This is a genomic window from Cognatishimia activa (genome assembly GCF_026016445.1).
In the GTDB taxonomy this organism is placed as follows: Bacteria; Pseudomonadota; Alphaproteobacteria; order Rhodobacterales; family Rhodobacteraceae; genus Cognatishimia; species Cognatishimia activa_B.
This window is the reverse complement of record NZ_CP096147.1, coordinates 2,492,075-2,518,956: the sequence shown is the minus strand read 5'-3', so window position 1 is coordinate 2,518,956 and position 26,882 is coordinate 2,492,075. Positions and strand designations below refer to the sequence as shown.

Sequence of the window (26,882 nt, the reverse complement as noted above, 5' to 3'; positions counted from 1 at the left end):
ACGAACGGGTCGGACCATGTCTCGCTTTAGTGCTCTTTCACTGCTGAAACATACTTTGGGTGGTCACAAAAATTGGACCGAGCAATGGCCCGATAGCCAGCCCAAAGATGAATACGATGTCATCATTGTCGGTGCCGGAGGGCACGGGCTTGGGGCGGCTTATTATCTTGCCAAGGAACATGGCATCACCAATATCGCTGTGATCGATAAAGGCTGGCTTGGCGGTGGGAACACCGGCCGTAACACGACGATTATCCGGTCCAACTATCTCTATGATGAAAGCGCGCGGCTTTATGATCACGCAGTCGATCTATGGGAGAACCTCAGCCAGGATTTGAACTACAACGTCATGTATTCCCGTCGCGGGGTTTTGATGCTGGCGCACAATGTGCACGATGTTCAGAGCTTTAAGCGGCATGTGCACGCAAACCGTCTTAACGGGGTGGATAACCGTTGGCTCACTCCTGAAGAGTGTAAAGAATACTGCCCGCCTCTCAGCATTTCCAAGAACGCACGTTACCCGGTGATGGGTGGAGCGCTTCAGGAACGTGCCGGAACAGCTCGGCATGATGCGGTTGCGTGGGGTTATGCGCGCGGCGCGGCGATGCGGGGTGTGGATATCATCCAGAATTGCCCAGTAACGGCTATTCGGCGCAACGCAGACGGGTCAGTTGCCGGTGTGGAAACGGCGAAGGGCTTTATCAAAGCCAAGAAAGTAGGCGTTTCCGCTGCGGGTCACACATCGGTGGTGATGCAAACCGCTGATGTCCAGTTGCCGCTTGAAAGCTATCCGTTGCAGGCGCTGGTTAGTGAACCGGTGAAACCGATCTTCCCGTGCGTGGTGATGTCTAATGCGGTGCATGCCTACATCAGCCAGTCCGACAAAGGCGAATTGGTGATCGGATCGGGAACCGATCAATACACCAGCTATAGCCAGCGAGGCGGCCTGCCTTTGATCGAGCATACAGTCGCTGCGATCTCTGAGATTTTCCCTATTTTCAACCGCATGCGCATGCTGCGGAAATGGGGTGGGATTGTGGACGTGACACCTGACCGCTCCGCAATCATTTCCAAAACTCCTGTCGAAGGGCTCTACGTCAACTGTGGCTGGGGTACTGGCGGCTTTAAAGCCACACCTGGGTCTGCCCATACCTTCGCTTGGACCATCGCCAAAAATGAACCGCACCCGATCAACGCACCATTCACCATGGAGCGTTTCCGCACCGGGCGCCTAATCGACGAAGCGGCTGCTGCCGCCGTAGCTCACAAGGGAGATCAAAATGCTACTGATCCATTGCCCTTACTGTGATGAACTCCTGCCAGAGGCTGAATTCGCCTATGCAGGCGAGGCGCATATTGTGCGTCCTGAAAACCCCTCTGAGCTTAGCGATGAAGAATGGGAGAAATTCCTCTTTATCCGTGCAAATGTGAAAGGTCTGCATTTTGAACGTTGGCGCCATATTCATGGGTGCGGGCGGTTCTTCAATGCAGTTCGCGACACGGTCTCGGATAAATTCCTGATCACCTACAAAGCAGGTGAGCCGAAGCCCGATCTTGAAAAACTAATGGCGGAGTTGGATCGATGAGCAACTACCGTGTGGCCGGCAAAGGCCGGGTGAATCCTGCGAAACCTGTAAGCTTCAGCTTTGACGGCAAAACCTTCAGAGGGTTTGAAGGGGATACCGTTGCTTCAGCGCTTTTGGCCAATGGCGTGCATCTTATGGGCCGCTCGTTTAAGTACCACCGCCCACGAGGACCGGTTGCTGCTGGCTCTGAGGAGCCAAATGCCCTGATCGGGACGCGGCGTGGTCCGGGGCGTTTTGAACCGAATACCCGTGCTACCGTGCAGGAGATTTGGGAGGGGCTCGAAACCACCTCTCAAAACAAATACCCAAGCTTGAAGTTTGATGTCGGCGCGGTGAATGACGCGGCCTACATGCTGTTTTCGGCAGGGTTTTATTACAAGACCTTCATGTGGCCGAAGAACTTTTGGCACAAGGTTTATGAGCCGTTCATTCGCGCGGCGGCTGGATTGGGTGTGTCTCCGACCGAGGAAGACCCAGATCACTACGCTTCGCGGTATCTGCATTGCGATGTGTTGATTGTGGGGGCTGGACCGACAGGTCTTGCCGCAGCGAAAGCTGCGGCAGTGGACGGTTTGAAAGTCGTCATCGTGGATGAAAATTCAGAGCTGGGTGGCAGCCTTCTCTCGGAGCCTCAGGCCGTCATTGATGGTTCCGCAGCCTGGGATTGGATTGATGCTGAAAAGGCAGCGTTGACCGCGCTGGGCGTCAAGATCATGACCCGTACCACTGCGATTGGGTACTATCACCAGAACATGATCGGTCTCTGTCAGAAGCTGACAGATCACATGGAATCTCTGCCCGACGAAACCCCGCGCGAACGTATGTGGCGTGTGCGCGCAAAACAGGTGGTGTTGGCGCAGGGCGCACTGGAAAAACCTCTGGTGTTTCACGGCAATGATCGCCCAGGTGTTATGCTTGCTGGGTCAGCGCAGACCTATTTGAACCGTTATGGTGTTCTGGTCGGGAAATCTCCGGTCATCGCGACTTGCCATGACAGCGCATGGTATGCGGCCTTTGACCTGCACGATGCAGGCGCGAAGGTTCAAGCCATTGTAGACACGCGAGAAAATGTCGACTTCGAGCTGATGAACGCTGCGCAAGAGCGGGGAATTCTGGTTAAGCTGTCCTACACGATCACCGAGACCAGTGGCCGTCTGCGGGTTAAGTCCGTGCGCCTCAATCCGGTTGCCAATGGTGAAGTCGGTGTCGGGGAGGTCATTTCTTGTGACGCGCTTTTGATGTCGGGTGGTTGGACGCCATCTTTGCACCTCTTCTCTCATACCAAAGGGTCGCTGACCTGGGATGATGATCAAACAACCTTCCTGCCAAATGAAACGCCAGAAGACTGCGTGATCGCTGGGGCGAGCCGTGGCCTTTGGGGTATTTCGGCCGCGCTGAACGATGGCGCTGCGAAAGGGGCTGAGGTCGTGGCTGCGCTTGGCCAGGCGGCGGCTGAGAAGTCTTATGACGTTGAGCATGACCGTCAGGGGAGCGGGGTCACCCATCGTGAGCTTCCAACGGATAAGAATGCAGGCAAGGCGAAGGCCTTTGTTGATTACCAAAACGATGTGACGGCAAAAGACCTGCGTCTCGCGGTTCGTGAAGGCATGCGTTCTATCGAACATGTGAAGCGCTACACGACCAACGGTATGGCGACCGATCAGGGTAAGATGTCCAACATCAACGGTCTGAACATCGCTGCTGACGCTCTGGGCAAGAGACAGCCAGAAGTTGGTTTGACCACATTCCGTCCGCCATACACACCAACCTCCTTTGGGGCCTTCGCGGGCTACCATCGCGGGGATCATTTCGAAGTGGTCCGCAAGACCCAAATCGATAGCTGGGCCGAAGAACAAGGCGCCGCGTTTGAGCCTGTCGGGCAATGGCGTCGTGCTTGGTACTTCCCCAAAACGGGCGAAGACATGGATGCGGCTGTTACACGTGAATGTGCAGCTACACGATCTTCGGTTGGGGTTTTTGATGCTTCTACGCTTGGTAAAATCGAGGTTGTTGGCCCCGATGCTGCTGAGTTCCTGAACCGCATGTACACAAACCCTTTCACCAAGCTCGGCATTGGTCGCTGCCGCTATGCTCTGTTGCTGGGGGATGATGGTTTCGTTCGAGACGACGGTGTGATCGGGCGTCTGGCCGAAGATCGCTTCCATGTCACCACCACGACCGGGGGTGCAGCACGTGTGCTGAACACCATGGAAGATTATCTGCAGACGGAATGGCCAGAGCTGAACGTCTGGCTGACATCGACAACAGAACAATGGGCGGCTGTCGCGCTTAACGGTCCAAATGCGGCCAAGGTGCTGGCACCATTGGTTGAGGGTGTTGATCTGACTGAAGAGACATTCCCGCATATGTCTTGCATCGAGTGCATCGTCGCGGGGCTGCCAGCGCGTTTGTTCCGTATCAGCTTCACCGGTGAAATCGGATTTGAGATCAACGTACCGTCGCACTCTGCACGCCAGCTTTGGGAAGCGATTTGGGATGCTGGCCAAGCCTATGACATTACAGCCTATGGCACGGAAACGATGCACGTTCTCCGAGCTGAAAAGGGCTATATCATTGTCGGCCAAGACACGGATGGAACCGTGACGCCGCATGATATGGATATGAGCTGGACCATCGGTCGTAAGAAGCCTGATTTTGTGGGCAAACGTGGTCTAGAACGTCCAGACTTGAAAGCTGCCGGTCGGCGGCACTTGGTTGGGCTACTAACGGATGACATGTCGAAGCTCGAAGAAGGCGCTCAGATCGTTCTGGACCCAAATCAGCCGATCCCAATGAAAATGGTGGGGCATGTGACCTCGTCTTATGATCAGGGGACAACCGGTCGTCCAATTGCCATGGCGCTTGTAGAAGGTGGGCAGGAGAAAATGGGCGAGACCGTCTATATCCCAATGCCTGATCGCACAATTGCTGCCAAAATCACTGGCACTGTTTTCCTCGACCCGGAAAACACTCGCCTGAAAATCCCGTCGGAGGTTTGACATGGGCAAATCATTTTCTTTCCCAATGCCGCAAACCATTGCGGATACCCCTGCGGCCAAAGTGACCTTGGGCAAACCAGTGGTCCGATATTCGCTACGGGCGCGCGGAGATTTGAGTGCCTTAAACGACGCCCTCGGTATGGCATTGAGCACAGAGATTGGCTCATGCATGCAATCCGAGGGTCTGGAGGTCTTGTGTCTAGGCCCGGATGAGTGGCTGATCCTGGCAAATGCGAAACGCGCCGGTAAACTCGCTGCGGGGTTCGCACAAGCCGCGGAAAATCAGCCTCTTAGCTTGGTGGACATCAGCGCTCGCGAGATCACATTTGAGATATCTGGACCCAATGCATCCGATTTGATGACAATCGGCTGCCCTAGAAATATCGAAGCGTTCCCAATTGGCTCGGCGAGAAGAACCGTTTTTGATGGCGCCAGCGTCATCCTCTGGCGGGACGCGCCGGATCGTTTCAGGTTAGACGTTTGGAACAGCTTTGCACCCTATGTCGCTCAGACATTGGCAACAGGGTGCAAAGAGTTGGCACAGGAAATCGCCTAACGCTCAGGCCTCCAGCGGTTGATTTTGGCGGATGGATTTAGGTGTGTCACCAAATTGTCGGCGGAACATGCGGCTCATGTGCGATGAGTCGCAAAAGCCGCAATCCATCGCAATTTGGCCAACTGGCTTACTGGTCGACTCCACGAGATAGCGCGCGATATCCAAGCGGATTTCTAAGTAAGCCGCCTGCGGTGATGTATCGAGTGTATCCCGGAAATGGCGTTCAACTTGGCGCTTGCTGTTGCCAAGACGTTTGGACAACTCAGTGATCGATATCGGCACATCGATATTCTGCTGCATCAGAAGCAATGCCCGTTGCACAATCGGATCTTTTGTTTTCATGCGAATTGGCGTGCCCGGTTGAGGTTTCTCCGCTTGAAGAGCCTCATCAATCATCATGACATGCAGGCTTTTACTGGCCTGAGCGCGGCCGACATGGCGATCCACCAGAAACGCTGCCAAATGCGCAGAACTCGCACCACCCGAACATGTGAGCCGGTCTCGATCTACGACGAAAATCTGATCTGAAACCGGGTTCAAGCCCTCAAATTGTTCCAGGAAATCAAGATGATGGAACCAACTGACACAGCATTTGTATCCATTCAATAAACCTGCCTTGTGCAGGAAAAAGACGCCTGTGCAAACGCCTATCAGTGGGACGCCCTGATCCGCCGCGCGTTGGAGGAACTTGTGATAGGCGGGGCTTAGGGTTGGAGTTTCATCCATCAACCCTCCAACAACGACCAGATAATCAAACCGACTTGGATCACCGAGCCGTTCATTGGGCTGAACAGAAATGCCACTGCTCGACATAACCGGGTTCATCGTATCGGACAGAACCGTCCATTTGCAGAGAATGGGCCGGCTGCGGTCGCCTTCATCCGCTGAAAGACGTAGCACATCGACAAAGTTCGCAAAGGCGCAGAGCGTGAATTTTTGCGTCAGAATAAACCCCACCGAAAGACGAGGTGCTTCAGGTTTGTCTGGCGATTTTCCCGGTCTCATGGTGGTTGAGCGGTTTTGGATCTCGGACATCAACTTCTGCCTTCGTTGACTTTGTAAGCTATGTCGTAGCGATAATCCGCTTTTGGCGCAAACATTCTATTTTTTGCCGCAATAAGTCGGCAAAATTCTCAAAATGGCGGGGTCTTTGCCGCGCCTCTTACTCGGACGTCTTTGCGACAAGGAAGAATTGAATGGCCGGATTTCCTCAGAAAGCAAACGTGGTCATCGTTGGACTCGGCGGTATCGTTGGGGCTTCGGTTGCCCACCACCTTATCGAAAACGGGTGGGATGACATCGTCGGTATCGACAAATCTGGTATCCCAACCGACGTTGGTTCGACGGCCCACGCGTCGGACTTCTGCTTCTCCACCGGTCATGATTATCTGACTGCTTGGACCACCATGTACTCGATGGATTTCTACGAGAAGATGGGCCACTACTCACGCATCGGCGGCATCGAGGTCGTGCGCAATGGTGATACCGAGCGTCTCGAAGAAGAAAAGCGCCGCATCGATACCGGCAAAATTTTTGGCACCAACCTGTCGATGATGACGCCGGCAGAAGCGAAAGCAAAGTTTCCTCTTCTGGAAGAAGATCAAATTCAGGCTGCTTTGTGGGATCCAAATGCTGGCCTCGTTGTGCCACGGTCACAGACCGTTGCTGGCAAGCTGATCGATGGCGCGGAAAAAACCGGCAAGTTGCAGTCCTTCGCCAACACCCCGGCGCTTGATCTGATCACCGAAGGCAATCGCATTATCGGTGTGAAGACCTCCCGTGGTGACATTCATGCGAACCACGTGATCGTGTGTGCAGGCCTCTGGGGTCGTCTGATTGCTGAAATGGCAGATGAAGACCTGCCGGTCATGCCGGTAGATCACCCGCTGACCTTCTTCAGCGGCTACGATGAATTCAAAGATACCGGCCTTGAGATCGGCTACCCACTGCTGCGTGATCAGGGTAACTCTGCCTACCTGCGCGACACGGGCGATCCAAACACCACCGAGGGTGGCCAGATCGAATGGGGTTACTACTACGAAAAAGACCCGCATCTGGTGCATCCAAATGAGATCCTTCCAAAGGAAGAGGCGCGTCTTTCCCCTTCACAGCGCGATCTGGAGTTGGAAGAGGTCATGGACCCGCTGGAACGTGCGATGGAGCTGACCCCTATCCTAGGTGAGCTGGGGTATCGTGAGAACCATTCCTTCAACGGCCTGCTGCAAACCACAACAGATGGCGGTCCGTCGATTGGTGAAAGCCAGAAGCTGCGTGGCCTTTGGTATGCGGTTGCGATCTGGGTGAAAGATGCGCCGGGCATGGCGAAATTGCTGGCCGATTGGATGACCGACGGACGCACCCACATCGACCACAACGGCATCGATTTCTCACGCTTCAACGACTACCAGTTGGAAAAGCAGTACATTCACGACCGCTGCTACGAAACAGCTCAGAAAATCTACAACCCGCCTGTCCACACACGCGAGCCGTTCTCGTTGGGACGCGGCGTGCGTCGCTCGCCATTCTACGAGCGCGAAGTTGAACTGGGTGGCTACTTCATGGAACTCGGCGGCTGGGAACGGGCGCATGGATATGCAGCCAACGAGCACCTGCTAGAGAAATACGCGGACCAGGTACCAGTGCGTGAAAACGAGTGGGACAACCGCCACTTTTGGCGCGTCTCCAACGCCGAACAGCTGGAGATGAGTGCGGATTGCGCGATCATCAACCTGTCGCATTTCCACATGACCGATATCGCGGGTCCGGATCACGTTGAAATGCTGGAATGGCTCTGTGCTGCAAAGATCGGCGGCGAGAAGAACATCGGCAAGGGTATCTACACCCACATGCTGGATGACGAAGGCATGGTGCGGGCGGACTTCACCATCTTCCGCATGGAAGACCGCGGACGGCTGGTGAATGGTGCCGACGCTGGTCCTCGGGATTTCCAGTACATGCGCCGCATCGCGCAGGACAAAGGCTTTGATGTCACCATCACCGACGTCACCACAGACTTCACCACCATTGGCATCTGGGGTCCAAATGCGCGTGAGAACCTGAAAAAGGTTGTGGCTGATCCTGATGGGCTGGACATCGAGAACTTCCCATTCGCCGCCATCAAAAACATCGAGATCGCGGGCAAAACCGTTTCTGCATTCCGCATTTCCTATGTGGGTGAGCAGGGTTGGGAGCTGCACATGCGTTACGAAGACGGTTTGGCCGTCTGGGACGCACTGCGCGCTGAAGGCATCATGGCGATGGGTGTTGAAACCTATGCCAACTCTCGCCGGATGGAAAAATCCCTGCGTCTTCAGAACGCGGATTTGCAGACTGAATACAACCTCTACGAAGGCGATCTCGCGCGTCCAAAGGTCAAGGAAGCTGACTTCCGGGGTAAGGAAAAGCACCTGGAATACCGCGCTCGTGAGCATCAGCCAGCCATGCTGTGTACTTTGGTCATGACTGAAAACACTGACCGGAATGGCGTTGCACGTTACCCGGTTGGTCAGATGCCGGTCATGCATCCTGAGACAGGGGAAACCTTGGTCGATTCAGTGGGTCGCCGGTCTTACACGACCTCTGTCGCCTTTGGCCCGACTATCGGCAAGAACATCGCTTTGGCCTATTTGCCTTGGGAATACTGCAAGGTCGGTGAGAAGCTGACGGTGTCATACTTCGACGAAATCTACCCGGTTGAAGTGGCTGGTGTTGGTTATGCGCCGCTTTATGACCCAGAAAACCTGAAGCCACGCAGCTAAGTAAGAACCCAACTGATTATTGAGATAGGACAATTGGTTGGGTCCAGCGGCGTCTTGGTGTAAAGCTGCCTTCAATAGGAGGTGGCTTTATGTCGACAGTTCAATCGGTGCGTCGAGCATTCTCGATCCTCCAAAGCCTTTCAACCGGTCCTTCAGGTGTGTCGGAGATCGCAATTCGCACTGAGCTCCCAAAAAGTACAGTTGCGAGACTGCTTGCCACGCTGGTTGAAGTTGGTGCCGTTGAGCAGAATGAGGCGTTGGGTACCTACGGGTTGGGCAAAGTGATTGCAGAGCTTTCCCCAAACCCAAGAATAGGCCAAAATCTGATCCCTATTGTCCGCCCCTATCTAACCGATTTGGTTGAAGAGATTGGGGAAGCAGCTGGGTTAGGCGTCTTGGAAGACGGCGGTATGTTTTACTATGATCAGGTGGCGAGCCAGCAGGAAGTTCAGGTTCGAAACTGGACCGGAGAGCGAGTCGATGCCCACGTGACTTCATCCGGGATTATTTTGTTAGCTCATGCTGATGACGCCATCGTCACAGGCATTCTGGATCAACCCCTGAAGGCCTGGACAGAGAATTCCACCATTGACCCGGAGCTTCTGCGCCGCCGCCTGGACGTCGCAAAAACCAACGGGTTTGCATGGTGTGAGGCGGAAATGTCAGATGAGCTGAACTCTGTTGCAGCTCCGATTTTCAACGCATCAGGCGCAGCGATAGCAGCGATTCATGCTCACGGTCCTTCTTATCGTTTTCCTGGGTCCGACAAAAAAGATTCGATCACCGAAGCGGTCATGAAAACCGCGCAACGTGTGTCTAGTCGGCTGATGGGTCGGTATCTTTAACTTTCCCCGATTTTTCTGCCGAATATCTACCGTCAGCGAATTGAATTTTGGTGACAGAGCTTATTTTCGCATGCTAGCATTCCATAATATGGAATTGTTCCACGATGCGGAACGATGCCTTTCCCAACACTTTCCGTCTGCCAGGATGATCATGTAATTCAACTGAATGAGCGAGCCGCAGGCTTCTGATTGTTCTGGTTGACTATACGACCCCTAAGCACTCGGCGCTTGGAAAACGGTGGGAGAAAAACGTTTAACACGGGCCCTAATGTGAACGGGTTCGATCAGCTTAGTGGAGAGCGAAAATGGCTGATATAAGTGACGCAAACGTGGCGAGCCGTAAAGGCCGTCGTGGAGGTGGTCGTCAGGGGCGCCGTGCGCAGCGCGGAGCGAGTGATATCTTAGCTCCAGCTTATGTGACACGAAAGCTTGATCCTTTCGAGATTGTCTCGGAGGATGGACTTGCACTGATAGAACGCAATGCTGACACGCTGCTGGAGCAGGTTGGTATTGAAATCCGTGACGCGCCAAGCGCCATCGAACGGTTCCGTCAGGCAGGCGCTCATGTAGATGGGACACGTGTGCGTTTCCCGCGTGGCATGTGCCGTGAGATCATTCAGGCTTCTGCTCCTTCCGAGTACACACAACACGCTCGGAACCCAGCTCGCAATGTGCAGATTGGTGGTAAGAACACGGTTTTTGCGCCGAACTACGGATCTCCATTCGTGCACGACATCGACCAGGGGCGTCGTTATGCGACGCTCCATGATTTCGAGAATTTCGTCAAACTGGCCTATACCGCGCCGCACATGCACCACAGCGGAGGGACGGTTTGTGAACCGGTGGATATCCCGGTGTCAGTTCGTCACCTCGATATGGTCTACGCCCATCTCCGGTATAGCGACAAACCGTTCATGGGCTCTGTGACTGCAGGCTCGCGTGCACAGGATTCCATCGATATGGCACGTATCGGTTTTGGCGGTGATCTCGGTGATCGCACTGTTATGACTAGCCTCATTAACGCGTCTTCTCCGATGGTGTGGGACGACACGATGTTGGATGCGGCAGAAGTCTACGCTGCGAATAACCAGGCTTGCATCATTACGCCGTTCATTCTGGCAGGTGCGATGGCACCAGTGACTGCCGCGGGTGTCGCCGCGCAGTCTTTGGCGGAAGTCCTCGTCGGTATCGCGTTTACCCAGCTGGTGCGTCCCGGTGCTCCGGCAATTTTCGGATCATTCGCAAGCTCTATGTCGATGAAATCTGGCGCGCCGACATTTGGTACACCTGAACCTGCGATCGTGCTTTACACCATTGCTGCTTTGGCGCGTCGTCTTGGCGTTCCTTTCCGCTCTGGTGGTTCTTTGACCGCATCCAAAATTCCTGACGCGCAAGCGGCTTATGAATCTTCCGCCACAATTCACCCAACTCTGATGGCAGGGGTGAACTTTGTTCTGCACTCCGCAGGATGGCTCGAAGGTGGTCTCGCTATTGGTTATGAAAAGTTCATTCTGGATTGTGACCAGCTGGGTGCGATGGCCAAATTCGCTGAAGGTTTGGACCTCAGTGAGAACGGGCAAGCGCTGGAAGGCCTTCTGGCTCATGCCCCGGGCGATCACCATCTGGGCACGGAACATACGCTGAAAAACTTTGAAAGCGCGTTCTATAGTGCCACGACCGCTGATAACAACAGCTATGAACAATGGTTGGAAGAAGGCGAGTTGGACGCCGCACAACGGGCCAACAAGATGTGGAAAACGCAGCTGGAAGAGTATCAAGAACCGATGCTTGATCCAGCTATCAATGAAGAGCTACGGGCGTTCATTGCACGCCGAAAATCAGAGATCGGTTTGCATGATTCCTGATCTTTCCCTCGATAAGTGAGATTGAGCTGCTCGCCCGTCTACGTTTGACAATTCCTGTTGTGATTTGTTGGGCTCTCGGTCGGGCAGCCTCTATAAGAACCTGAAGTGGTGCACGGTTTGGAAGTGCCGCGAAACTTCGCCCGTGTTTTCTACGCGAAGGTGACTTTAAGTCTTTGATTTTAATATTAAAACTCATCTCTTTGTGGTGGGGCTCAATCGCGCAGTGCAAAATTTTGCCCAAGGTAAAGTGCGTAAAAAAGCAGCATTCTTCATCAATTCATTATCTGAAATTACGGCCTAATTCGCCGAACCAAATTATCTGCTTGCGCTCAGATTTTATTATGCCACCGTAATTTTATGACGGATAACCATGTGCATTTTGATGAAATGTTGCTTGGAGCGGACCAGCCCCGGCAACCTTATGAGGCTTACTTCGATTGGTTTAGCAAAGAGGACGTAAAAGCGCTTCGGCGAAAGTCTTCGGAAGCTGAAAGTTTTTTCCGGCGGATTGGTATCACTTTCAATGTCTATGGACAGGAAGAAGCAGATGAGCGGCTGATCCCGTTCGATATTGTTCCTCGGATTATTTCGGCAAAGGAATGGCGCACACTTGAGCGGGGCATTGAGCAACGCGTACGCGCCATCAACGCCTTTCTACACGACATTTATCACCGCCAAGAAATCCTGCGCGCTGGCCGTATTCCAAAAGAGATCATCATCGGCAACGAGGCGTTTTTGCCTGAGATGGTCGGGGTCAAACCTCCGGGTGGCGTTTACACACATATCGTTGGAACTGACCTGGTGCGAACCGGAGAGGATGAGTTCTTTGTTCTGGAAGACAACGCACGAACACCTTCTGGTGTGAGCTACATGCTCGAGAACCGGGAAACCATGTTGCAGATGTTCCCTGAGCTATTCAGCCAGCTGAAAGTGCGACCTGTTTCTGCTTACCCACAACTTCTGCGGCGTTCTCTGGCGGGCAGCTGTCCGGCGAATTCACCGAACGCGAAACCAGTCGTCGCTGTACTCACACCGGGTATCCATAATTCTGCGTATTTTGAGCATGCGTTCCTAGCGGATCAGATGGGCGTCGAATTGGTTGAGTCCACGGATCTTCGCGTGGAGGACGGTTATGTCTCCATGCGGACAACGCGTGGCTATCAACCCATCGATGTCCTCTACCGTCGAGTGGATGATGACTACCTTGATCCTCTGACCTTTAACCCAGACAGCCTACTTGGTGTACCAGGGATCATGGATGTCTACCGCGCAGGCAACATTACGATTGCCAACGCACCTGGTACCGGGATTGCCGATGACAAGGCGCTATATTCCTACATGCCCGACATCGTTGAGTTCTATACCGGCGAACAGGCGATCCTCAAAAACGTGCCTACATGGCGTTGTTCCGAAGCAGACAGCCTGAGCTACGTGCTTGAGAACCTATCTGATCTGGTTGTGAAAGAGGTGCATGGATCCGGTGGCTATGGCATGCTGGTTGGCCCAGCAGCGAGCAAGAAAGAACTTGCGGCTTTTGAACGAAAACTGCGCGCCAAACCTGCCAACTACATAGCGCAGCCGACGCTATCGCTTTCTACCGTCCCCATACTGTCCAAATCGGGCCTTGCCCCAAGGCACGTCGATTTACGCCCATTCGTTCTGGTATCGCCTGACCGGGTTGAGATCACGCCGGGCGGGTTGACCCGGGTGGCATTGAAGAAAGGGTCTTTGGTGGTGAACTCCTCGCAGGGTGGCGGCACTAAAGACACTTGGGTACTGGGGGACTAAGACATGATGCTAGGAAAGACAGCTGGCGGCCTGTTCTGGATGTTCCGTTACCTTGAACGCGCTGAAAATACGGCTCGCCTGCTAGAAGCCGGTTGGCATATCGCGCTGACACGATCCGGTGGAGCTTCTAACGAATGGCAATCCATTATCACCACCGCTGGGATGAACGAGGCGTATCTTGCGAAGTACGACACCTTTGAAGCTGGTCAGGTGATCAATTTTATGCTGCGTGACAAAGACAATCCGTCATCTGTCATGACAGCCATCACCAATGCCAGAAACAACGGTCGACTGGTACGCACCGCGCTGAGTTCTGAGGTTTGGGAAGCGACCAATGAATGCTGGATGGTCCTCAAAGACCTACTTGCACGTCCGGTGACCGAACGGGCGATGCACGACATTCTGACTCAAATCCGTTTTCGGACGTCGGTCGTGCGGGGCGCATTGCATGGCACCATGTTGCGCAATGACATCTTCGCCTTCTCTCGCCTTGGCACATTTATCGAACGGGCGGATAATACTGCGCGTATTTTGGACGTGAAGTACTACGTGCTGTTGCCATCTGCGGCCTTTGTCGGGTCTTCGATGGACAATGCGCAGTGGGAAGTGATCTTAAGGTCGGTTTCCGCGGAGCGGAGCTACCGATGGCTTTACGGCGGTGAAAGCAGCCCTGCAACCATTGCGAATTTCTTGATCTTAGATAGCCGCATGCCGAGGTCTTTGGCCTTTTGCGCGAAAAAGATTGGAGAAAACCTCGCCAACCTCGCACTCGAATATGATGCTCGCGAAGAATGTCATGTTCAAGCCGACGCGATGTGCCATCGCGTGAAGTCTCACACTGTCGACTCGATCTTTGAAGAAGGGCTGCACGAATTTCTGAGCAGTTTCATTGACAATAATGCTAAGCTAGCCGGGCATATCGAAGAGGACTTCCGCTTCTATGGCTGAGACAAGACGACTGACTGTGCGCCATGAGACATCATACACTTATGATGTCCCGGTGCATTATGCGTTACAGCAGTTACGGCTAACTCCGCGTGACACAAAGGGTCAGCAAGTTCTCGAATGGACGACTGCGATCACGGGCGGCACCAAGCAGGTGGAATTCGAAGATCACCTGCAGAACCGCACGCAGCTGGTGAAGGTGGAGACCGGGCAAACTTCGGTGAAAATTCTAACCGAGGGTGTCGTTGAGGTTGAGGATATGGCGGGGGTGACCGGTCAATCCAAAGGATACGCGCCGCTCTGGCTCTTTGAGCAGACCACGGCACTCACAAGCCCTGGTTCGACGATTAGGTCACTTGTCGCAGAGATGCAGAAGTACCGCAAAGACGTCGATGACATCGCATTGCTACACGCGCTTTCTGCCGAAATTTCTAAAGCCGTTACATATCAGATCGGCGCAACTGACTCTGCGACTACTGCTGAAGCGGCGATGAGCAATGGAAGCGGCGTCTGTCAGGATCATGCGCATGTCATGATCACTGCCGCGCGCGCATTGGGTTTTCCCGCGCGCTATGTCTCCGGTTATCTTTTGATGGATGATCGCATTGATCAAGATGCGACGCATGCTTGGTGCGAAGTTCATGTTAAAAGTTTGGGTTGGTTGGGATTTGACGTCTCAAATGGAATATCGCCGGACAGTCGATATATCACGATAGCGATCGGACGTGATTACAGAGAAGCGGCTCCAATTCACGGAATTCGTCAAGGTGCGGGGCAAGAAGCACTTGAAGTTGCCTTGCAAGTACAGCAATAGCCTAATTCTTAAGCGTGAACCTAAATCGAGGGCACAATGACTTATTGCGTTGGGCTTATGTTGAACGAAGGCATGGTCTTCATGTCTGATACCCGAACCAATGCCGGGGTCGACAATATTTCGACCTTCCGCAAGATGTTCTCTTGGGACGTCGACGGAGATCGCTCCATCACGCTCATGACCGCAGGAAATTTGGCGACCACTCAAGCCGTCGTCAGCCTGTTAGAGGAACGTAGTAAGGCTGCACAGGATCGTAATCCTTCTATTCTGCAGGCAGAAACGATGTTTCAGGTTGCCACTTTGGTTGGAGATACCCTGAAAGAAGTGATTTCTGATCATGCGATGGAGGGGCAACGGGCCGACAGCGGGTTTAATGCCACGATATTGGTTGGGGGGCAGATCAAAGGCGGAGATCACCGTCTGTTCTTGATCTATCCAGAAGGCAATTTCATCGAAGCCAGCGCAGATACGCCGTTCCTGCAGATTGGCGAAACCAAATACGGGCGGCCGATTTTGGTCCGGGCCTTTGATCCTGACATGTCATTTGATGCGGCCGTCAAACTGCTTTTGGTTTCTTTCGATTCAACCATCAAAGCCAATCTTGGCGTGGATCTGCCTTTAGATGTGCGAGTCTATCAAGCTGATACGCTTTCAACGGCGCAGGAATTCCGCATTGAGGCAGACGATCCTTACTACAACGAAATTTCAGATGGTTGGGGAGGGGCCTTACGCGAGGCCTTTGGCAAACTGCCTGATTTTGATCTAGGCAAGACAGCAGGGCGCGGATAGCGCCCATGCGATAGTTCTTCCAAGACTTTAGACGGATACGGAGCCGCCGTGTGTCAGGTCTTCTAGCAATGCGCTGAGCAGCTGCGTCTTACCGGAGTAACCAGACTTCTTGTAGATCGAATTTGTCTGCGCTTTGATTGTGCCTTCTTTCGCGTTGCGGATTTCAGCCATCTCAGCAACCGAGCAGCCCTTGAGCAAAAGGCGTGTCACATCGCGTTCCGCGCTAGAGAAGGCCCATTGGTCGAAGTAAGCGGTCAGCATTTCCTCAAACGCATCAGACGCGCGGTTGACCTTGTCTTCCAGCGTTTCCTGGTAGCGACGCATTTTGCGCACTTCCAGGCCTAGAACGGCGATCGCACCAAAGAGGAACGCCATGATCATGACTTCCCAAACATGGTGATCATCCCAGCGTTCGATCCATTCCGCACCCATGGCCTCGCCAATATCTTCAAACATCATGACGAAGGCGCAGCTTAGCGAAGCAAAAAATGCGAATGTCAGTCTGGATTTTGAAGGCATCGGATCGGTCCTGTTCATAGATGTGCGCGCGTGTCTCAGATGAGCCGCAGGCGCAATAGCGCACCACCGAGGTGGCGCGCAACTGCAAAGTTTATGTTGTGCTTTCGAGGGCGAAAGCGGTCGTTTTTAGAACTTCAAAGCATATTCAGCTGAGAAAGTTTGTGCTTGGGACTTGGAGCCGATCTGGCTGCTGGCCCCAATAGTGAAAAGATCGTTTTTACCCAGAGGCGTTGCGAACTCGAGAGCGACCAGACCAAAAGTTTCGTCTTGGGAACCGCCTGCCGTAAGTGCGCTGGAAGAGCCAAAGGTTGAGACATCAATCAAGGTTGGACTGCTCACGCTACGGTGCACCGCATCAAAGGAGATGCTGAAGGTGCCCGCGCCAGCCGCTTTCGCGAAACGCGCGCCAAGCTTAGCTTCCTGAAACTCAACTTTCCGATCCGCCAATGTGGCATTCGCCAAAGAACCGGTCTCAGTGTATCCCTCGATGTCCTGAACACCTTTTCGGAAGGAGGCGCGCGGTGTCAGCGTTGATCCATCCGATAGCTGGAAGTCGCGCCGGATACCAATATGGGCTGTTTTGACGGTGCTGCCAAATTCTCCAATGGCGTCAGGGCTGCCACCAATGGTCCGGGTGTTGGTGTGGTCAAACTGACCATAGCCCAGACCAAAATTAAGCTCTGCAAATCCTAAGTCGTGAGCGACTTCAGCACTCAGGAAGGCACCATCTGTTTCAGTGGCGTTTGTCGCCTGCGATGAGTTGCCCGATGCCATAGACAGGCCAAGCCCGTAGTGCGTGTCCCCAACTGAAGCCTTCAAGCCCGCGGTAAGCGTGCCAAGGTCAGACTGCTCTGCACCTGCCATGCTAGAGCCGTCCGCGGTGCTAAGGCTGATGCGTGCGAAGGTTTCAATGGCTGTTCCACTGGCATCTTCCATCGAATTGCGGCTCACAACATTTGTTGGTGACTGCGCAAGTTCGAAGGACAGACCATCCGCCAAAGCGCCCATCTGGAAAGGGAGGAGTGTGTTAACCGCAAAGTCTTCACCAATGGCGGATGCGTAGACAGGTGCAGAGCCGCCGGCATCGGAAACAAACCAGACGCCGTTGTCGATGGTAACATTGGTCGCAAACGCGCCGCCCGCAGTGTTGGCGTCTTCGAACTGATAAACGCGTGCGCCGCCGGAATGGGTCAGGTTTACATTGTGGTCCTCAACGCGGATCATTCCGTCCACAGTCGCGCTGGTATTGATGTTCAGCGTGCCAGCCCCGCCGCCTGCGTAAATAGCGTAATTGGAGTCGGCTCCACGCGCTGCGATGTCACCGTTCACATTCAGCGTGCCTGTTAAATTATTGGCGAAGATACCGTAAGCTTGGCTGCCCGCGCCGCCTGCATTTGTCAGGTCGATTGTGCCGTCATGCGTCAGCGTCCCTGCTATGTCAAAGGCCGCGATCCCAGTGATGAAAGCGGCATCAGCAACGCCGGGCGCGACCGTGGTCGATGTCACTACGATGTTTCCGGTATTGATCATCGTGCCGTCCATCTGGCCGCCACCAATGCCCGCCGCGTAGTAGCGGGTTGCATTGGTGTAATCCGCCAAGACCGTGATATCGCCGGAGTTTGTCACTGTGCCCGTTGAGGCGACGCTGCTGAAGTCTAGACCAGTTACAAGGCCACCATTTGCAGCAAAGGCTGCTACATTAATATCGCCGGAGTTGGTGATTGTTCCCTCAACAGCGCCTGCGCGAATGCCATAGGCGACAGCTTCAGACGAACCGGCTGCGAGGACCGAAATTGTGCCAGTGTTATTGACCTGTCCGGTGACCGACAGGAATGGTCCACCCTCCATGGAGCCGAGATTGACCCCATAGGCCCGTGCTGAAGTGCCCCCAGCAATGACTTCAATGGTCCCGGAATTCTCAAGTGTGCCTGCCATGCGTACGGACTGGATGCCAACAGCAGTGGCCGAAGAATTCAGAGAAAGGGCTCCGACTTGCAGCAGGCCTGAATTTCGAACCTCGGTGTCGGTGTCAGTGAAGAAAGCGCTCATACCCTCTGAGTAGGCCACACCGTCTCCGATCGCGCCAACTTGCAAGGTCCCGCTGTTTGACATGGTACCGCGAGCGAACCCGCTGCCCATCCCAGTTGCTGCCGCGCTGCTTGAACCTGCCGCAGCTATAACCAGAACTGTCCCGCTGTTTTGCAGTGTCCCGCCAGTATTTAGCATGCTGGCGTAAAGACCTGTTGCATATGCGTAGCTTGAAGCGAGTGCAGCAGCAACAATAGTGCCTGAGTTGTTCACATCCCCTGAAACTGTGCGCGAATAAATCCCACCTGCATAAGCCGAGCTTGTGCCCTCAGCCAGGGCCACGATATTTCCTGTGTTTGTCAGGTCCCCGGTGATGGAATCCATAGAGAGGCCTTCTGCGCTGGCCCAGCTACCGCCAACAGCATTAACTAGGATAGAGCCTGAGTTACTTACAGTGCCAGACATAGTGCGGCCCTCGATACCGACTGCACTGACGTTACTCGCGCTTAATCCAAGAGCCTGAACTTCCAGAGTGCCACTATTGGTCAAAGTACCAGAAATGTTGTGGTTGTAGATCCCAATGGCATCCACGCTGGACGCTGAATTCGCTGCAGCCAATACTCGGATCGTACCGCTGTTTGTAAGCGTGCCATCAAGAGCCAAACCAGAGATACCCTCTGCAGTGGCGGTGCTCACGTTTGTCCCTGTCGCCTGAACATCGATGGTGCCTGCGTTGGTAATACTGCCGGTCGCCGCCAGATCACCGTAATCAATGCCAAGGGCAACCGGATTGGTGTTACCAGTTGCGGCCACCGTTGCGGTACCTGTGTTTTCGAGGTTACCGCTCACGTCATAGGCGGTAATTCCGTAGGCTGAACCTTCACTGCCCGCGTTGGCCACCACGTCAATGGTACCGCTGTTTCGAAACGTCCCTGAAAGACCGACCATGCGCACGCCGTAAGCCGTTGCTGAGGATCCCGTCCCATTTGCAGTTACGGAAATCGTCCCAGAATTGTCCACGGTTCCTGATGTTGCGCGCAAATTGATGCCGTAAGCTCTGGCAGAGCTGCCGTCCGCGAGAATGCTGATGTCACCAGAGTTGCTCACTGTTCCAGAGGTGGCTCCACCGTAGATACCCGTCGCTTGAACCCAAGTGGATCCATCAACAATGACGTCAACAGATCCGGAGTTTGTGACCGTCCCCTGAATGTCGCTCAGGTCGATGCCGCGGTGGTCTGCTGAGGTGACACCTGTCGAAGACAAAGTGACCGATCCGCTGTTTGATACTGTCCCGGCGAGCAACCCATTCACGCCCATGCCAACGTGGGTGCGATTGTTTGCATTTGTGCCGCTCAAGGCGCCTTGGTTGCTGAGCGTTTGATTATACTGCGTGACATTGATTTCAACGAGTGCGCGGTCGGTCATTGGGTTCAAAGTGATCGACCCATCCTGGGTGATTGTGTGATCCTCATCCACGGCGCTGACCAGCGCGGTTGCCTGGGCAGTGTTGACCGTTTCTGCCTGTGCGCCTGCCACAACTAGTGCAGTGACAGAGACAGTTCCCAACAGCAAAGAGGGTGCCAAGCTCGCGACACGCCCCTTCCATTTGATCATGCGTCCGCCTGCCTGTGAGGCGATCGTTTGTCTGCCTGCGTTGCTCATATTTTTGTCCCCAATATTCTCATCGCAATGATGTGGCGACCTCTAGGCTTGAGGTGCGCGCCGTATTCCTTGAAATTCCCTTAATGGGGATCGCGCTTCGGAAAACCCTTAAAAAACAGGTTTATAACCAAAGTTTATGTCGATTTGAGGCTTAAGCGGTAGCCTGCGCGCTTTTTGACGAGCACGCGATTGCCGGTCGATTTCTGGTTAGATAAAGCAGAGGGGAACAAAGGACTGATACAGATGACCACGGCCTCAAACTCGCAAGAAACCGTTCAAACTTTAAGCGTTGCCCAAGCCATTCAAATGGCTTTGAACAACTTCCAAAAGGGTGAGTTGGACGCTTGTATATATCTGTGTGATCGCGTGCTGCAGGCAGAGGCAAAAAATGCGATGGCGCAACAGCTGATCGGGTTGGCCGCTTATCAAAAGGGGGATCTGCAAACGGCTACCGAGCGTCTTCAGTCGGCGCTTGCGATTGATCCAAAGAATCTGATGCTGCTGTCAAATATGGTCGAGGTTTTCCGTTCTGCCGATCGTCTTCCTGAGGCGGTATCATACGGCGAGCGCGCCGTTGCCGGTGGGGCCAAATCAGCGCCGATATTTGCGAACCTCGCTTTGGCTTATTACGACCTCGGTGAGATTGAGAAAGCAAAAGCGCTTCATCAAAAAGCCCTGTCTCTTGATCCCAAACACATCGCGTCTCTGAACAATCTTGGGTCCATCGCGCGGGATGAAAAGGAGATCGATGCTGCGATTGAGTATTATCGCCAAGTGCTGGCCATCCACCCCGATCACCATGAAAGCCGCAATAACCTGTCTACCGTGCTGATTGATTTGGATCGCCTGGATGAGGCGCTTTTGGAAATTTCTCACATTCAGGCCAAAGATCCGAATAATGCCGAGGCGCTGCGCAATCAGGGTCGTATCTTTTTAATGCGTTTGGAACTGGATGCAGCAGAGCGGTTGTTCCGCCGCGCGTTGGTGTCTGATCCAAAACAGACATCCGCCCATATTGGGCTATCACAGGTCTATCTGGAAAAGAACCATCCTGAACTTGCTCTCAATGCGGCAGAGCGAGCTTTTGAGCTTGAGCCTCAAAATGCCAGCTGTCTTCACCAGTTGGGTTTGGTCAAAAGTGGTCTAGCCGATAGTGACTCGGTTCTGCGCCACTATGATGAGGCACTTGCGCAGGATCCAACTTTCGCGCCCAGCCTGATGGGGAAGGGGCACATCTATCTGGAGATGGGTGACAAAACAAAAGCGATGGAAACCTTTGAGGCAGCATTGCAGCTACAACCTTCTGATACGTCCGCCCTCGTGGCTCTGAGCCGTGTTTTAAAGCCTAAATCTCCAACGGACCCGGTTTTTATGGCCTTGGAGCAGGAGCTGTCACAGGTGAACAACATGCCTATCTCAAAGCAGATTTCGTTCCGCTTTGGCTTGGCTGATTGTTACGACGCTTTGGGCAATTACGATAAGGCGTGGGAACAATATGAACGCGGGGCTGCTTTGAAACGGTCGACCATCCAATACGATGCGGATGCGCGCGACGCTCAGGTGGATGCGATTATTCAAACCTTCACTCTTGATTTCATCGATCAACTGCGCGCCTTTGCCAACCCCTCTGCCACACCGATCTTTGTACTCGGCATGCCGCGCTCCGGCACCACATTGACCGAAACCATTCTCGCGAGCCACTCGAAGGTTTATGGGGCGGGCGAGCTGAATGATTTGCGCAATTTGTTTGAACAGCTCGATGAGACAACCCGCGCAGAATTCCCGAATGCCTTTGCTCGGATCGCAGGTGATAAAATCCGCGCACTGGTTGATCGCTATCTAGCAATTCTGACTGACATTTCGGATGGTGCTGCTTTCGTCACCGATAAAATGCCTTCCAACTTCGATCTGATTGGTCTGATCCATGCGCTTCTGCCCAACGCTAAGATTGTGCATGTCAAACGCAGTGGCATGGACAGCTGCTTCTCTGGCTTCACGCGTCTTTTTGAGCGCAGCCAGTTTCACAGCTACGATCAGGTTGAAATGGGCCGCTATTTCAAAGGTTATGAGCGCCTTATGCTACATTGGGAAGCGATGCTGCCTTCAGATGCGTTTCACACACTTCAATATGAAGAGTTGGTGTCCGACCAAGAAACGCAGGTGAAGGCTTTGCTGACATATTGTGGTTTGGACTGGGAAGAGGCTTGCTTGCACTCTCATAAATCTAAGCGTCGTGTGCGCACAGCCAGTATCACGCAGGTTCGCGAGCCAATCTACACAAGCTCAGTCGCCAAGTGGGAGCATTACAGGAAACACCTGACTAAGTTGATGGCCGCCTGTAGCTAACGCATGTCATAGGACTGACTATCGTGGCTTTTTCACTCGTTCTGATCTTGCACCAGTTGTCTCGCGTTCGACGAGTTTTGCTGAAATCTCAGATATCGCGATAGGAGAATCCGGATTTCGGATGCGTTCCAGCAGCGCACGTGCCAGCCGTCTGCCGAGCTGATACGGCGAGGTCGCCATCGTAGTTAGGGGAGGCGTGGCGGCGGCGGCATCTTGAATGTCATCGAAACCGACAATCGAAACGTCTTTCCCAGGTTCTTCACCATTTCGCGCAAGAGCCAGACAAGCGCCAAGCGCAATTTGATCGCCGTTGCACACAATCGCGGTGACTTCAGGATGTGCGAGCCGCAAATCCATCATCGCGTTTAGCCCCGCCAATTTGTCGTCTGCGGAATCCCAGATAATTTCAGGGCCGAGATTTCGTTCAGCAATGACGGACTTGTAGCCGGCGATACGCTGGTTCCTGACGTCTACGTCCGCTTTACCGCCCAAAAACGCGATGTTGTGATGCCCAAGGTCCGCCAGATAGGTCGTGGCGGTCTTTGTCGCTTCCGTGTTCAGGATACCCACGTGATCGAAATCAGATGTGCCCTCTCGTCGCAAAAAGGTAACGGTCGGCATCTGGTGGTTGCGCAGCAAATCGATGCTGCTTTGAGGAGTATCATGTGCTGGAACCCACAATAGCCCACCACGAGAGCTTCGGATGAATGCTTCCAATTGACGCCTCTGGCGCTCCGGGTCATCTTGCGAGTCCAAGACGGATACCAGATAGCCTTCGTTTTCTAGCAGATCACTGACACCACTGATGACTTCAGCATTAAACGGGTTGGCGATCTGATGAATCGTAAATCCAATTTCGCGATTGTCACCTGAGCGCATTGATGCTGCCCGAGAGTCTGGCACGTAGTGTAGCTTTTGGGCTGCTTCGAGTACCTTTTTGCGCGTTTTTTCCGAAATTCGACCGGTGCCGCGTATCACTTGGCTCGCTGTCGCGACTGATACGCCTGCTTCCTTTGCGACCGTTTCTAATTTCGGTTTTCGGGCCATTCTTTCCAGTTTTGGTTTAACGTTTTGGCAGTTTTACCCCCTGATACCCTATAGTTACAAGGAGGTATTGATTGTATTTTCGACCGTATTCACAAAACCACATAAAAATCATTGACGATTGGTATAACGTTATACCATGCTATTGGCAGATCAGCGCCGATTCCTAATTGCCTTCAGTAGCAGTGGAATTCGGTGTCGTGCTCCAGGGGAGGAGTGGATCGCAACTACAAACGGAAGCCTCAATAAGAAGAGAGCTTCGTGATTCAATTGGGAGGAAATCATGAAATTCCAAGCCAAATTGGCAAGTGCAGCTTCAGGCGTGGCCATTCTGGTCTCTGCCACCATCGCACAAGCAGACGTATTGTTTTGGTCTACACAGGCCAAACCTGTCGAAGAAGCACAGGCGATGCGTGAACAAGTTCTGGGCGGACAGGACGTTGACTATCAACCAAACGATGGTGGCCCTTGGCTGACCCGTCTGAACGCTGAGCTTCAAGCAGGCTCCGGTTCCATCGGTGTCCTTGGCGCATTGCACGGCGATTTTTCGGCGATGAACCCAGATGATCTTCTCGATCTGGGCGATCTGGGCCTGGGCGCTGCAAGTGCGACTTTCAACGAACTGGCGAAGCTTGGCACATCAGACACGCAATACATTCCTTGGATGCAGGCGAGCTACATCATGGCCGCCAACAAAAAAGCGTTGGAGCATTTGCCAGCGGGCGCGGATATCAACGCATTGACTTATGACCAACTGATTGAGTGGTCTACAAACGTCAAAGAGGCGACTGGCGAAGCTAAATTTGGTTTTCCAGCCGGGCCAAAGGGTCTGAAGCATCGCTTCTTCCAAGGATATCTCTACCCGTCCTACACCGACGGTGTTGTGCGCACATTTGCCTCTGACGAAGCTGTAACGGCTTGGGAAAAGATGCGCGAACTCTGGGCTGTGACCAACCCGGCTTCAACCAACTTCTCATTCTTGCAGGAGCAATTGCTCTCTGAAGATGTTTGGATTGCATTTGACCACACATCTCGTCTGGCGGCAGCATTCAATGAACGCCCAGATGATTTCGTGGCATTCCCAGCACCAGCTGGTCCAACAGGCCGGGGCTTCATGCCTGTGATCGCTGGCGTTGCAATTCCACGTACAGCTCCTGACATGGATGCGGCAAAGGCGATTGTTGCGCATATGCTTAAGCCTGAAACTCAGATCGCAACCCTTCGCGCGACCAACTTCTTCCCGGTTGTAGATGTTGAACTGCCTGGTGACCTGCCTCCATCAGTTCAAGCTGCAGGGAATGCGGTTGCTATCATGAGTGCTTCTGCGGATGCCAACCCTGGTCTGTTGCCAGCAGGTCTTGGTGACAAAGGCGGTGACTTCAACCGTGTCTTCGTAGACAGCTTTGAGCGTATCGTTCTGGCCGGTCAGCCAATCCGTGCGGTTCTGGATGATCAGAAGAAAACTCTTGCGAAGATCATGAACGAAACAGGCGCACCTTGCTGGGCACCAGATGCCCCATCCGAAGGAGCCTGCCCGGTAGAGTAATGCTCTCCCACTGCAGGTTTTCTACCTGCAACCCTGTCCGGGCCTTGAATGGCCCGGACACCCGAACCAAACACCAAATTTGACCAAAACCCCGGAGCGATCCCATGAACGCACGGTTCCTACCGTATTTGCTGATCCTCCCGGTTACGCTGTTTCTATGCTTGTTCTTCCTGTACCCGTTTGTACTGGTCGCACAGCAAGCCTTCAGCACCGGAGCAGGTTTCACTCTGGATAATTTCCGAGACGTAAGTAGTCACTGGAAGTTCCCAATTTCGCTGCAAAACACTCTGATTTTGGCTGCCGCCGTTGTCCCCGTACAGCTCGCGCTGGCTCTGTTGATGGCCACGATGGTCAACAAGATGAAAAAAGGGCGTGACATTGTCCTTTACATCTGGACCATTCCGTTGGGCATTTCGGACCTAGCCGCAGGGATCATCTGGTTGGCGATCTTTGACCAGTCAGGTTTCCTGAACTCCATGCTGAACGCAGTTGGGGCAACGGACAAGCCGTTTAACCTTCTGTCTTACCAAACTCCGGGTGTCGTCTTCCTAGCGATTGCCCGAGCAGAAATCTGGCGTGCAACCGCGATCATGCTGGTGATCCTGGTGGCTGGCATCGGCCTGATCCCCAAGGAATATTACGAAGCTGCTGAAGTCTTTGGTGCCTCGCCATGGAAGCGGTTCCTGAAGGTCACGCTACCGCTTCTGCGTCCATCTCTGCAAACCGCGCTGGTGCTGCGAGTCATCTTGGCCTTTGAAATATTCGCTGTTGTTTCGGCGCTGGGGGGCACGTTGTTCCCAGTCCTGATGGGCGAGGTCTACACCTACCAGTTTGAACTGCTGAATGGTGGAGCAGCGGCCGCGATTGCCCTGATCATCCTTGCGATCTCAATCGCTTCGACACTTGTGATCCTGCGTGCACTGCGCGTACCGAAAGGAGCTTCGATATGAGTGATGCAACTGTTGCAGCCGCTCCGGCGGATACTCGTAGAGCGGGCCGCTTTGTCTACGGCGCTGCCGTGGCCATGCTCTGCGCTTGGGTGCTCGTCCCGATCTACTTCCTGTTGATCAATACGCTCAGCTCACCGGAGGCGGTGAACGCATTCCCGAAATCGTTCGTTCCTGAGTTTGATCTCGGCAGTCTAACTTTCTTTGCCAACTTTGCGGGTATTCTGACGGCGCTGAAAAACTCGATTCTGGTCGCGGCACTGACCATGGTTATGTCGATCTCTATCGGGGCACCTGCGGGTTACGCTCTTTCTCGGTTTGATTTCCCAGGTAAAGAGCTGTTCCGGTTGCTGATCCTGCTGACCCGTGCCTTCCCACTGCCGCTTCTGGCGCTGCCACTGGCAGTCATGTTCATTCGCGCAGGGATTGACGATACGATTTTTGGATTGGCGCTGGTTCACACAACGCTGGCCATACCGTTCGCGGTTCTGATCACGTTCTCGCTCTTTTCGGGTATTCCAATGGAACTGGAAGAAGCGGCTTGGACTTTGGGCTGCACACGATTGACCGCCTTCACCAAGGTGATCCTGCCTCTGATCCTTCCAGGTATCACAGCATCGGCGATTTTCGCATTCGTGATTTCCTGGAACGAGGTGTTTGCAGCTGCGGTTTTGACCATCGAAAACCGGACGCTGACCGCGTTCCTTCTGCAAAACCTCGACACATCACCGCTTCACTTGAAGTTCGCCGGTGGGTTCATCCTCGTCGTGCCAGCGCTGATCTTCATCTTCGCTGTGCGCAAATACCTCTTTGCGATGTGGGGCATCGCCAACCGCTAAGCGGTT

19 protein-coding genes are annotated in these 26,882 nt (G+C 53.7%); 15 read left to right on the top strand and 4 right to left on the bottom strand.

The genetic code is table 11. The features are described from left to right. Positions 1-16 precede the first annotated feature (16 nt). From M0D42_RS12530 to M0D42_RS12515, 4 genes are read left to right on the top strand one after another with little or no spacing between them, the layout of a single operon-like run. Positions 17-1,309 (top strand): sarcosine oxidase subunit beta family protein, encoded by a 1,293-nt coding sequence (locus M0D42_RS12530; protein WP_265018948.1) that lies wholly within the window; start codon positions 17-19, stop codon positions 1,307-1,309. Next, positions 1,281-1,586: a sarcosine oxidase subunit delta gene (locus M0D42_RS12525; RefSeq protein WP_265018947.1), complete on the top strand. Its 306-nt coding sequence runs from the start codon at positions 1,281-1,283 to the stop codon at positions 1,584-1,586. Before M0D42_RS12530 ends, M0D42_RS12525 begins: the two co-directional genes overlap by 29 nt. Then, the gene (locus tag M0D42_RS12520) at positions 1,583-4,585 is read left to right on the top strand and encodes a sarcosine oxidase subunit alpha (protein ID WP_265018946.1); all 3,003 of its coding nucleotides are present in this window, start codon (positions 1,583-1,585) and stop codon (positions 4,583-4,585) included. Before M0D42_RS12525 ends, M0D42_RS12520 begins: the two co-directional genes overlap by 4 nt. A gap of 1 nt (position 4,586) precedes the next feature. Beyond that, entirely contained in the window at positions 4,587-5,141 is a 555-nt protein-coding gene (locus M0D42_RS12515; RefSeq protein WP_265018945.1) for a sarcosine oxidase subunit gamma, read from the top strand. A gap of 3 nt (positions 5,142-5,144) precedes the next feature. On the opposite strand, the gene M0D42_RS12510 is transcribed toward M0D42_RS12515, so the two are convergent. Then, positions 5,145-6,176 carry a GlxA family transcriptional regulator gene (locus tag M0D42_RS12510; protein WP_419195940.1) on the bottom strand — a complete coding sequence of 344 codons (1,032 nt, stop codon included), beginning with the start codon at positions 6,174-6,176 and terminating at the stop codon, positions 5,145-5,147. 161 nt (positions 6,177-6,337) lie between these two features. Between M0D42_RS12510 and M0D42_RS12505 the strand changes: the two genes are divergently transcribed. From M0D42_RS12505 to M0D42_RS12475, 7 genes are all read left to right on the top strand, one after another. Further along, on the top strand, positions 6,338-8,899 hold the full coding sequence (locus M0D42_RS12505; RefSeq protein WP_265018944.1) for a GcvT family protein: 2,562 nt from the start codon (positions 6,338-6,340) through the stop codon (positions 8,897-8,899). A gap of 89 nt (positions 8,900-8,988) precedes the next feature. Next, positions 8,989-9,744 carry an IclR family transcriptional regulator gene (locus M0D42_RS12500; protein WP_265018943.1) on the top strand — a complete coding sequence of 252 codons (756 nt, stop codon included), beginning with the start codon at positions 8,989-8,991 and terminating at the stop codon, positions 9,742-9,744. A gap of 305 nt (positions 9,745-10,049) precedes the next feature. Continuing rightward, complete coding sequence (locus M0D42_RS12495) at positions 10,050-11,609, top strand: trimethylamine methyltransferase family protein (RefSeq protein WP_265018942.1); 1,560 nt, start codon at positions 10,050-10,052, stop codon at positions 11,607-11,609. Positions 11,610-11,966: 357 nt separating this feature from the next. Continuing rightward, a complete protein-coding gene (locus tag M0D42_RS12490) occupies positions 11,967-13,397 on the top strand; it encodes a circularly permuted type 2 ATP-grasp protein (protein WP_265018941.1) in 1,431 nt (476 codons plus the stop codon). Positions 13,398-13,403: 6 nt separating this feature from the next. Further along, positions 13,404-14,345 carry an alpha-E domain-containing protein gene (locus M0D42_RS12485; protein ID WP_265021149.1) on the top strand — a complete coding sequence of 314 codons (942 nt, stop codon included), beginning with the start codon at positions 13,404-13,406 and terminating at the stop codon, positions 14,343-14,345. After that, a complete protein-coding gene (locus tag M0D42_RS12480; protein WP_265018940.1) occupies positions 14,338-15,156 on the top strand; it encodes a transglutaminase family protein in 819 nt (272 codons plus the stop codon). Before M0D42_RS12485 ends, M0D42_RS12480 begins: the two co-directional genes overlap by 8 nt. A gap of 36 nt (positions 15,157-15,192) precedes the next feature. Beyond that, on the top strand, positions 15,193-15,945 hold the full coding sequence (locus M0D42_RS12475) for a proteasome-type protease (protein WP_265018939.1): 753 nt from the start codon (positions 15,193-15,195) through the stop codon (positions 15,943-15,945). 27 nt (positions 15,946-15,972) lie between these two features. Here M0D42_RS12475 and M0D42_RS12470 read toward each other — a convergent pair whose 3' ends face one another. After that, complete coding sequence (locus M0D42_RS12470; protein WP_265018938.1) at positions 15,973-16,464, bottom strand: helix-turn-helix transcriptional regulator; 492 nt, start codon at positions 16,462-16,464, stop codon at positions 15,973-15,975. A gap of 126 nt (positions 16,465-16,590) precedes the next feature. After that, positions 16,591-20,106, bottom strand: coding sequence for a beta strand repeat-containing protein (locus tag M0D42_RS12465; protein WP_265018937.1), 3,516 nt, complete (start codon positions 20,104-20,106; stop codon positions 16,591-16,593). Between the two features lie 291 nt (positions 20,107-20,397). On the opposite strand from M0D42_RS12465, the gene M0D42_RS12460 reads away from it, so the two are divergent. Further along, on the top strand, positions 20,398-22,500 hold the full coding sequence (locus tag M0D42_RS12460; RefSeq protein WP_265018936.1) for a tetratricopeptide repeat-containing sulfotransferase family protein: 2,103 nt from the start codon (positions 20,398-20,400) through the stop codon (positions 22,498-22,500). A gap of 18 nt (positions 22,501-22,518) precedes the next feature. On the opposite strand, the gene M0D42_RS12455 is transcribed toward M0D42_RS12460, so the two are convergent. Beyond that, complete coding sequence (locus tag M0D42_RS12455) at positions 22,519-23,547, bottom strand: LacI family DNA-binding transcriptional regulator (RefSeq protein WP_265018935.1); 1,029 nt, start codon at positions 23,545-23,547, stop codon at positions 22,519-22,521. Positions 23,548-23,827: 280 nt separating this feature from the next. Here M0D42_RS12455 and M0D42_RS12450 point away from each other — a divergent pair, with 280 nt between their 5' ends. The 3 genes from M0D42_RS12450 to M0D42_RS12440 all read left to right on the top strand — a co-directional run bounded on the left by M0D42_RS12450 (position 23,828) and on the right by M0D42_RS12440 (position 26,876). Continuing rightward, positions 23,828-25,090, top strand: coding sequence for an ABC transporter substrate-binding protein (locus M0D42_RS12450; RefSeq protein WP_265018934.1), 1,263 nt, complete (start codon positions 23,828-23,830; stop codon positions 25,088-25,090). 104 nt (positions 25,091-25,194) lie between these two features. Further along, complete coding sequence (locus M0D42_RS12445) at positions 25,195-26,040, top strand: carbohydrate ABC transporter permease (RefSeq protein WP_265018933.1); 846 nt, start codon at positions 25,195-25,197, stop codon at positions 26,038-26,040. Then, entirely contained in the window at positions 26,037-26,876 is an 840-nt protein-coding gene (locus M0D42_RS12440) for a carbohydrate ABC transporter permease (RefSeq protein WP_265018932.1), read from the top strand. Before M0D42_RS12445 ends, M0D42_RS12440 begins: the two co-directional genes overlap by 4 nt. The last annotated feature ends 6 nt before the right edge of the window (positions 26,877-26,882 follow it).

Coding starts and splice junctions, on each gene's coding strand:
- M0D42_RS12530 (WP_265018948.1), top strand. CDS start 17: ATGTCTCGCTTTAGTGCTCTTTCACTGCTGAAACATACTTTGGGTGGT.
- M0D42_RS12525 (WP_265018947.1), top strand. CDS start 1,281: ATGCTACTGATCCATTGCCCTTACTGTGATGAACTCCTGCCAGAGGCT.
- M0D42_RS12520 (WP_265018946.1), top strand. CDS start 1,583: ATGAGCAACTACCGTGTGGCCGGCAAAGGCCGGGTGAATCCTGCGAAA.
- M0D42_RS12515 (WP_265018945.1), top strand. CDS start 4,587: ATGGGCAAATCATTTTCTTTCCCAATGCCGCAAACCATTGCGGATACC.
- M0D42_RS12510 (WP_419195940.1), bottom strand. CDS start 6,176: ATGTCCGAGATCCAAAACCGCTCAACCACCATGAGACCGGGAAAATCG.
- M0D42_RS12505 (WP_265018944.1), top strand. CDS start 6,338: ATGGCCGGATTTCCTCAGAAAGCAAACGTGGTCATCGTTGGACTCGGC.
- M0D42_RS12500 (WP_265018943.1), top strand. CDS start 8,989: ATGTCGACAGTTCAATCGGTGCGTCGAGCATTCTCGATCCTCCAAAGC.
- M0D42_RS12495 (WP_265018942.1), top strand. CDS start 10,050: ATGGCTGATATAAGTGACGCAAACGTGGCGAGCCGTAAAGGCCGTCGT.
- M0D42_RS12490 (WP_265018941.1), top strand. CDS start 11,967: ATGACGGATAACCATGTGCATTTTGATGAAATGTTGCTTGGAGCGGAC.
- M0D42_RS12485 (WP_265021149.1), top strand. CDS start 13,404: ATGCTAGGAAAGACAGCTGGCGGCCTGTTCTGGATGTTCCGTTACCTT.
- M0D42_RS12480 (WP_265018940.1), top strand. CDS start 14,338: ATGGCTGAGACAAGACGACTGACTGTGCGCCATGAGACATCATACACT.
- M0D42_RS12475 (WP_265018939.1), top strand. CDS start 15,193: ATGACTTATTGCGTTGGGCTTATGTTGAACGAAGGCATGGTCTTCATG.
- M0D42_RS12470 (WP_265018938.1), bottom strand. CDS start 16,464: ATGCCTTCAAAATCCAGACTGACATTCGCATTTTTTGCTTCGCTAAGC.
- M0D42_RS12465 (WP_265018937.1), bottom strand. CDS start 20,106: ATGATCAAATGGAAGGGGCGTGTCGCGAGCTTGGCACCCTCTTTGCTG.
- M0D42_RS12460 (WP_265018936.1), top strand. CDS start 20,398: ATGACCACGGCCTCAAACTCGCAAGAAACCGTTCAAACTTTAAGCGTT.
- M0D42_RS12455 (WP_265018935.1), bottom strand. CDS start 23,547: ATGGCCCGAAAACCGAAATTAGAAACGGTCGCAAAGGAAGCAGGCGTA.
- M0D42_RS12450 (WP_265018934.1), top strand. CDS start 23,828: ATGAAATTCCAAGCCAAATTGGCAAGTGCAGCTTCAGGCGTGGCCATT.
- M0D42_RS12445 (WP_265018933.1), top strand. CDS start 25,195: ATGAACGCACGGTTCCTACCGTATTTGCTGATCCTCCCGGTTACGCTG.
- M0D42_RS12440 (WP_265018932.1), top strand. CDS start 26,037: ATGAGTGATGCAACTGTTGCAGCCGCTCCGGCGGATACTCGTAGAGCG.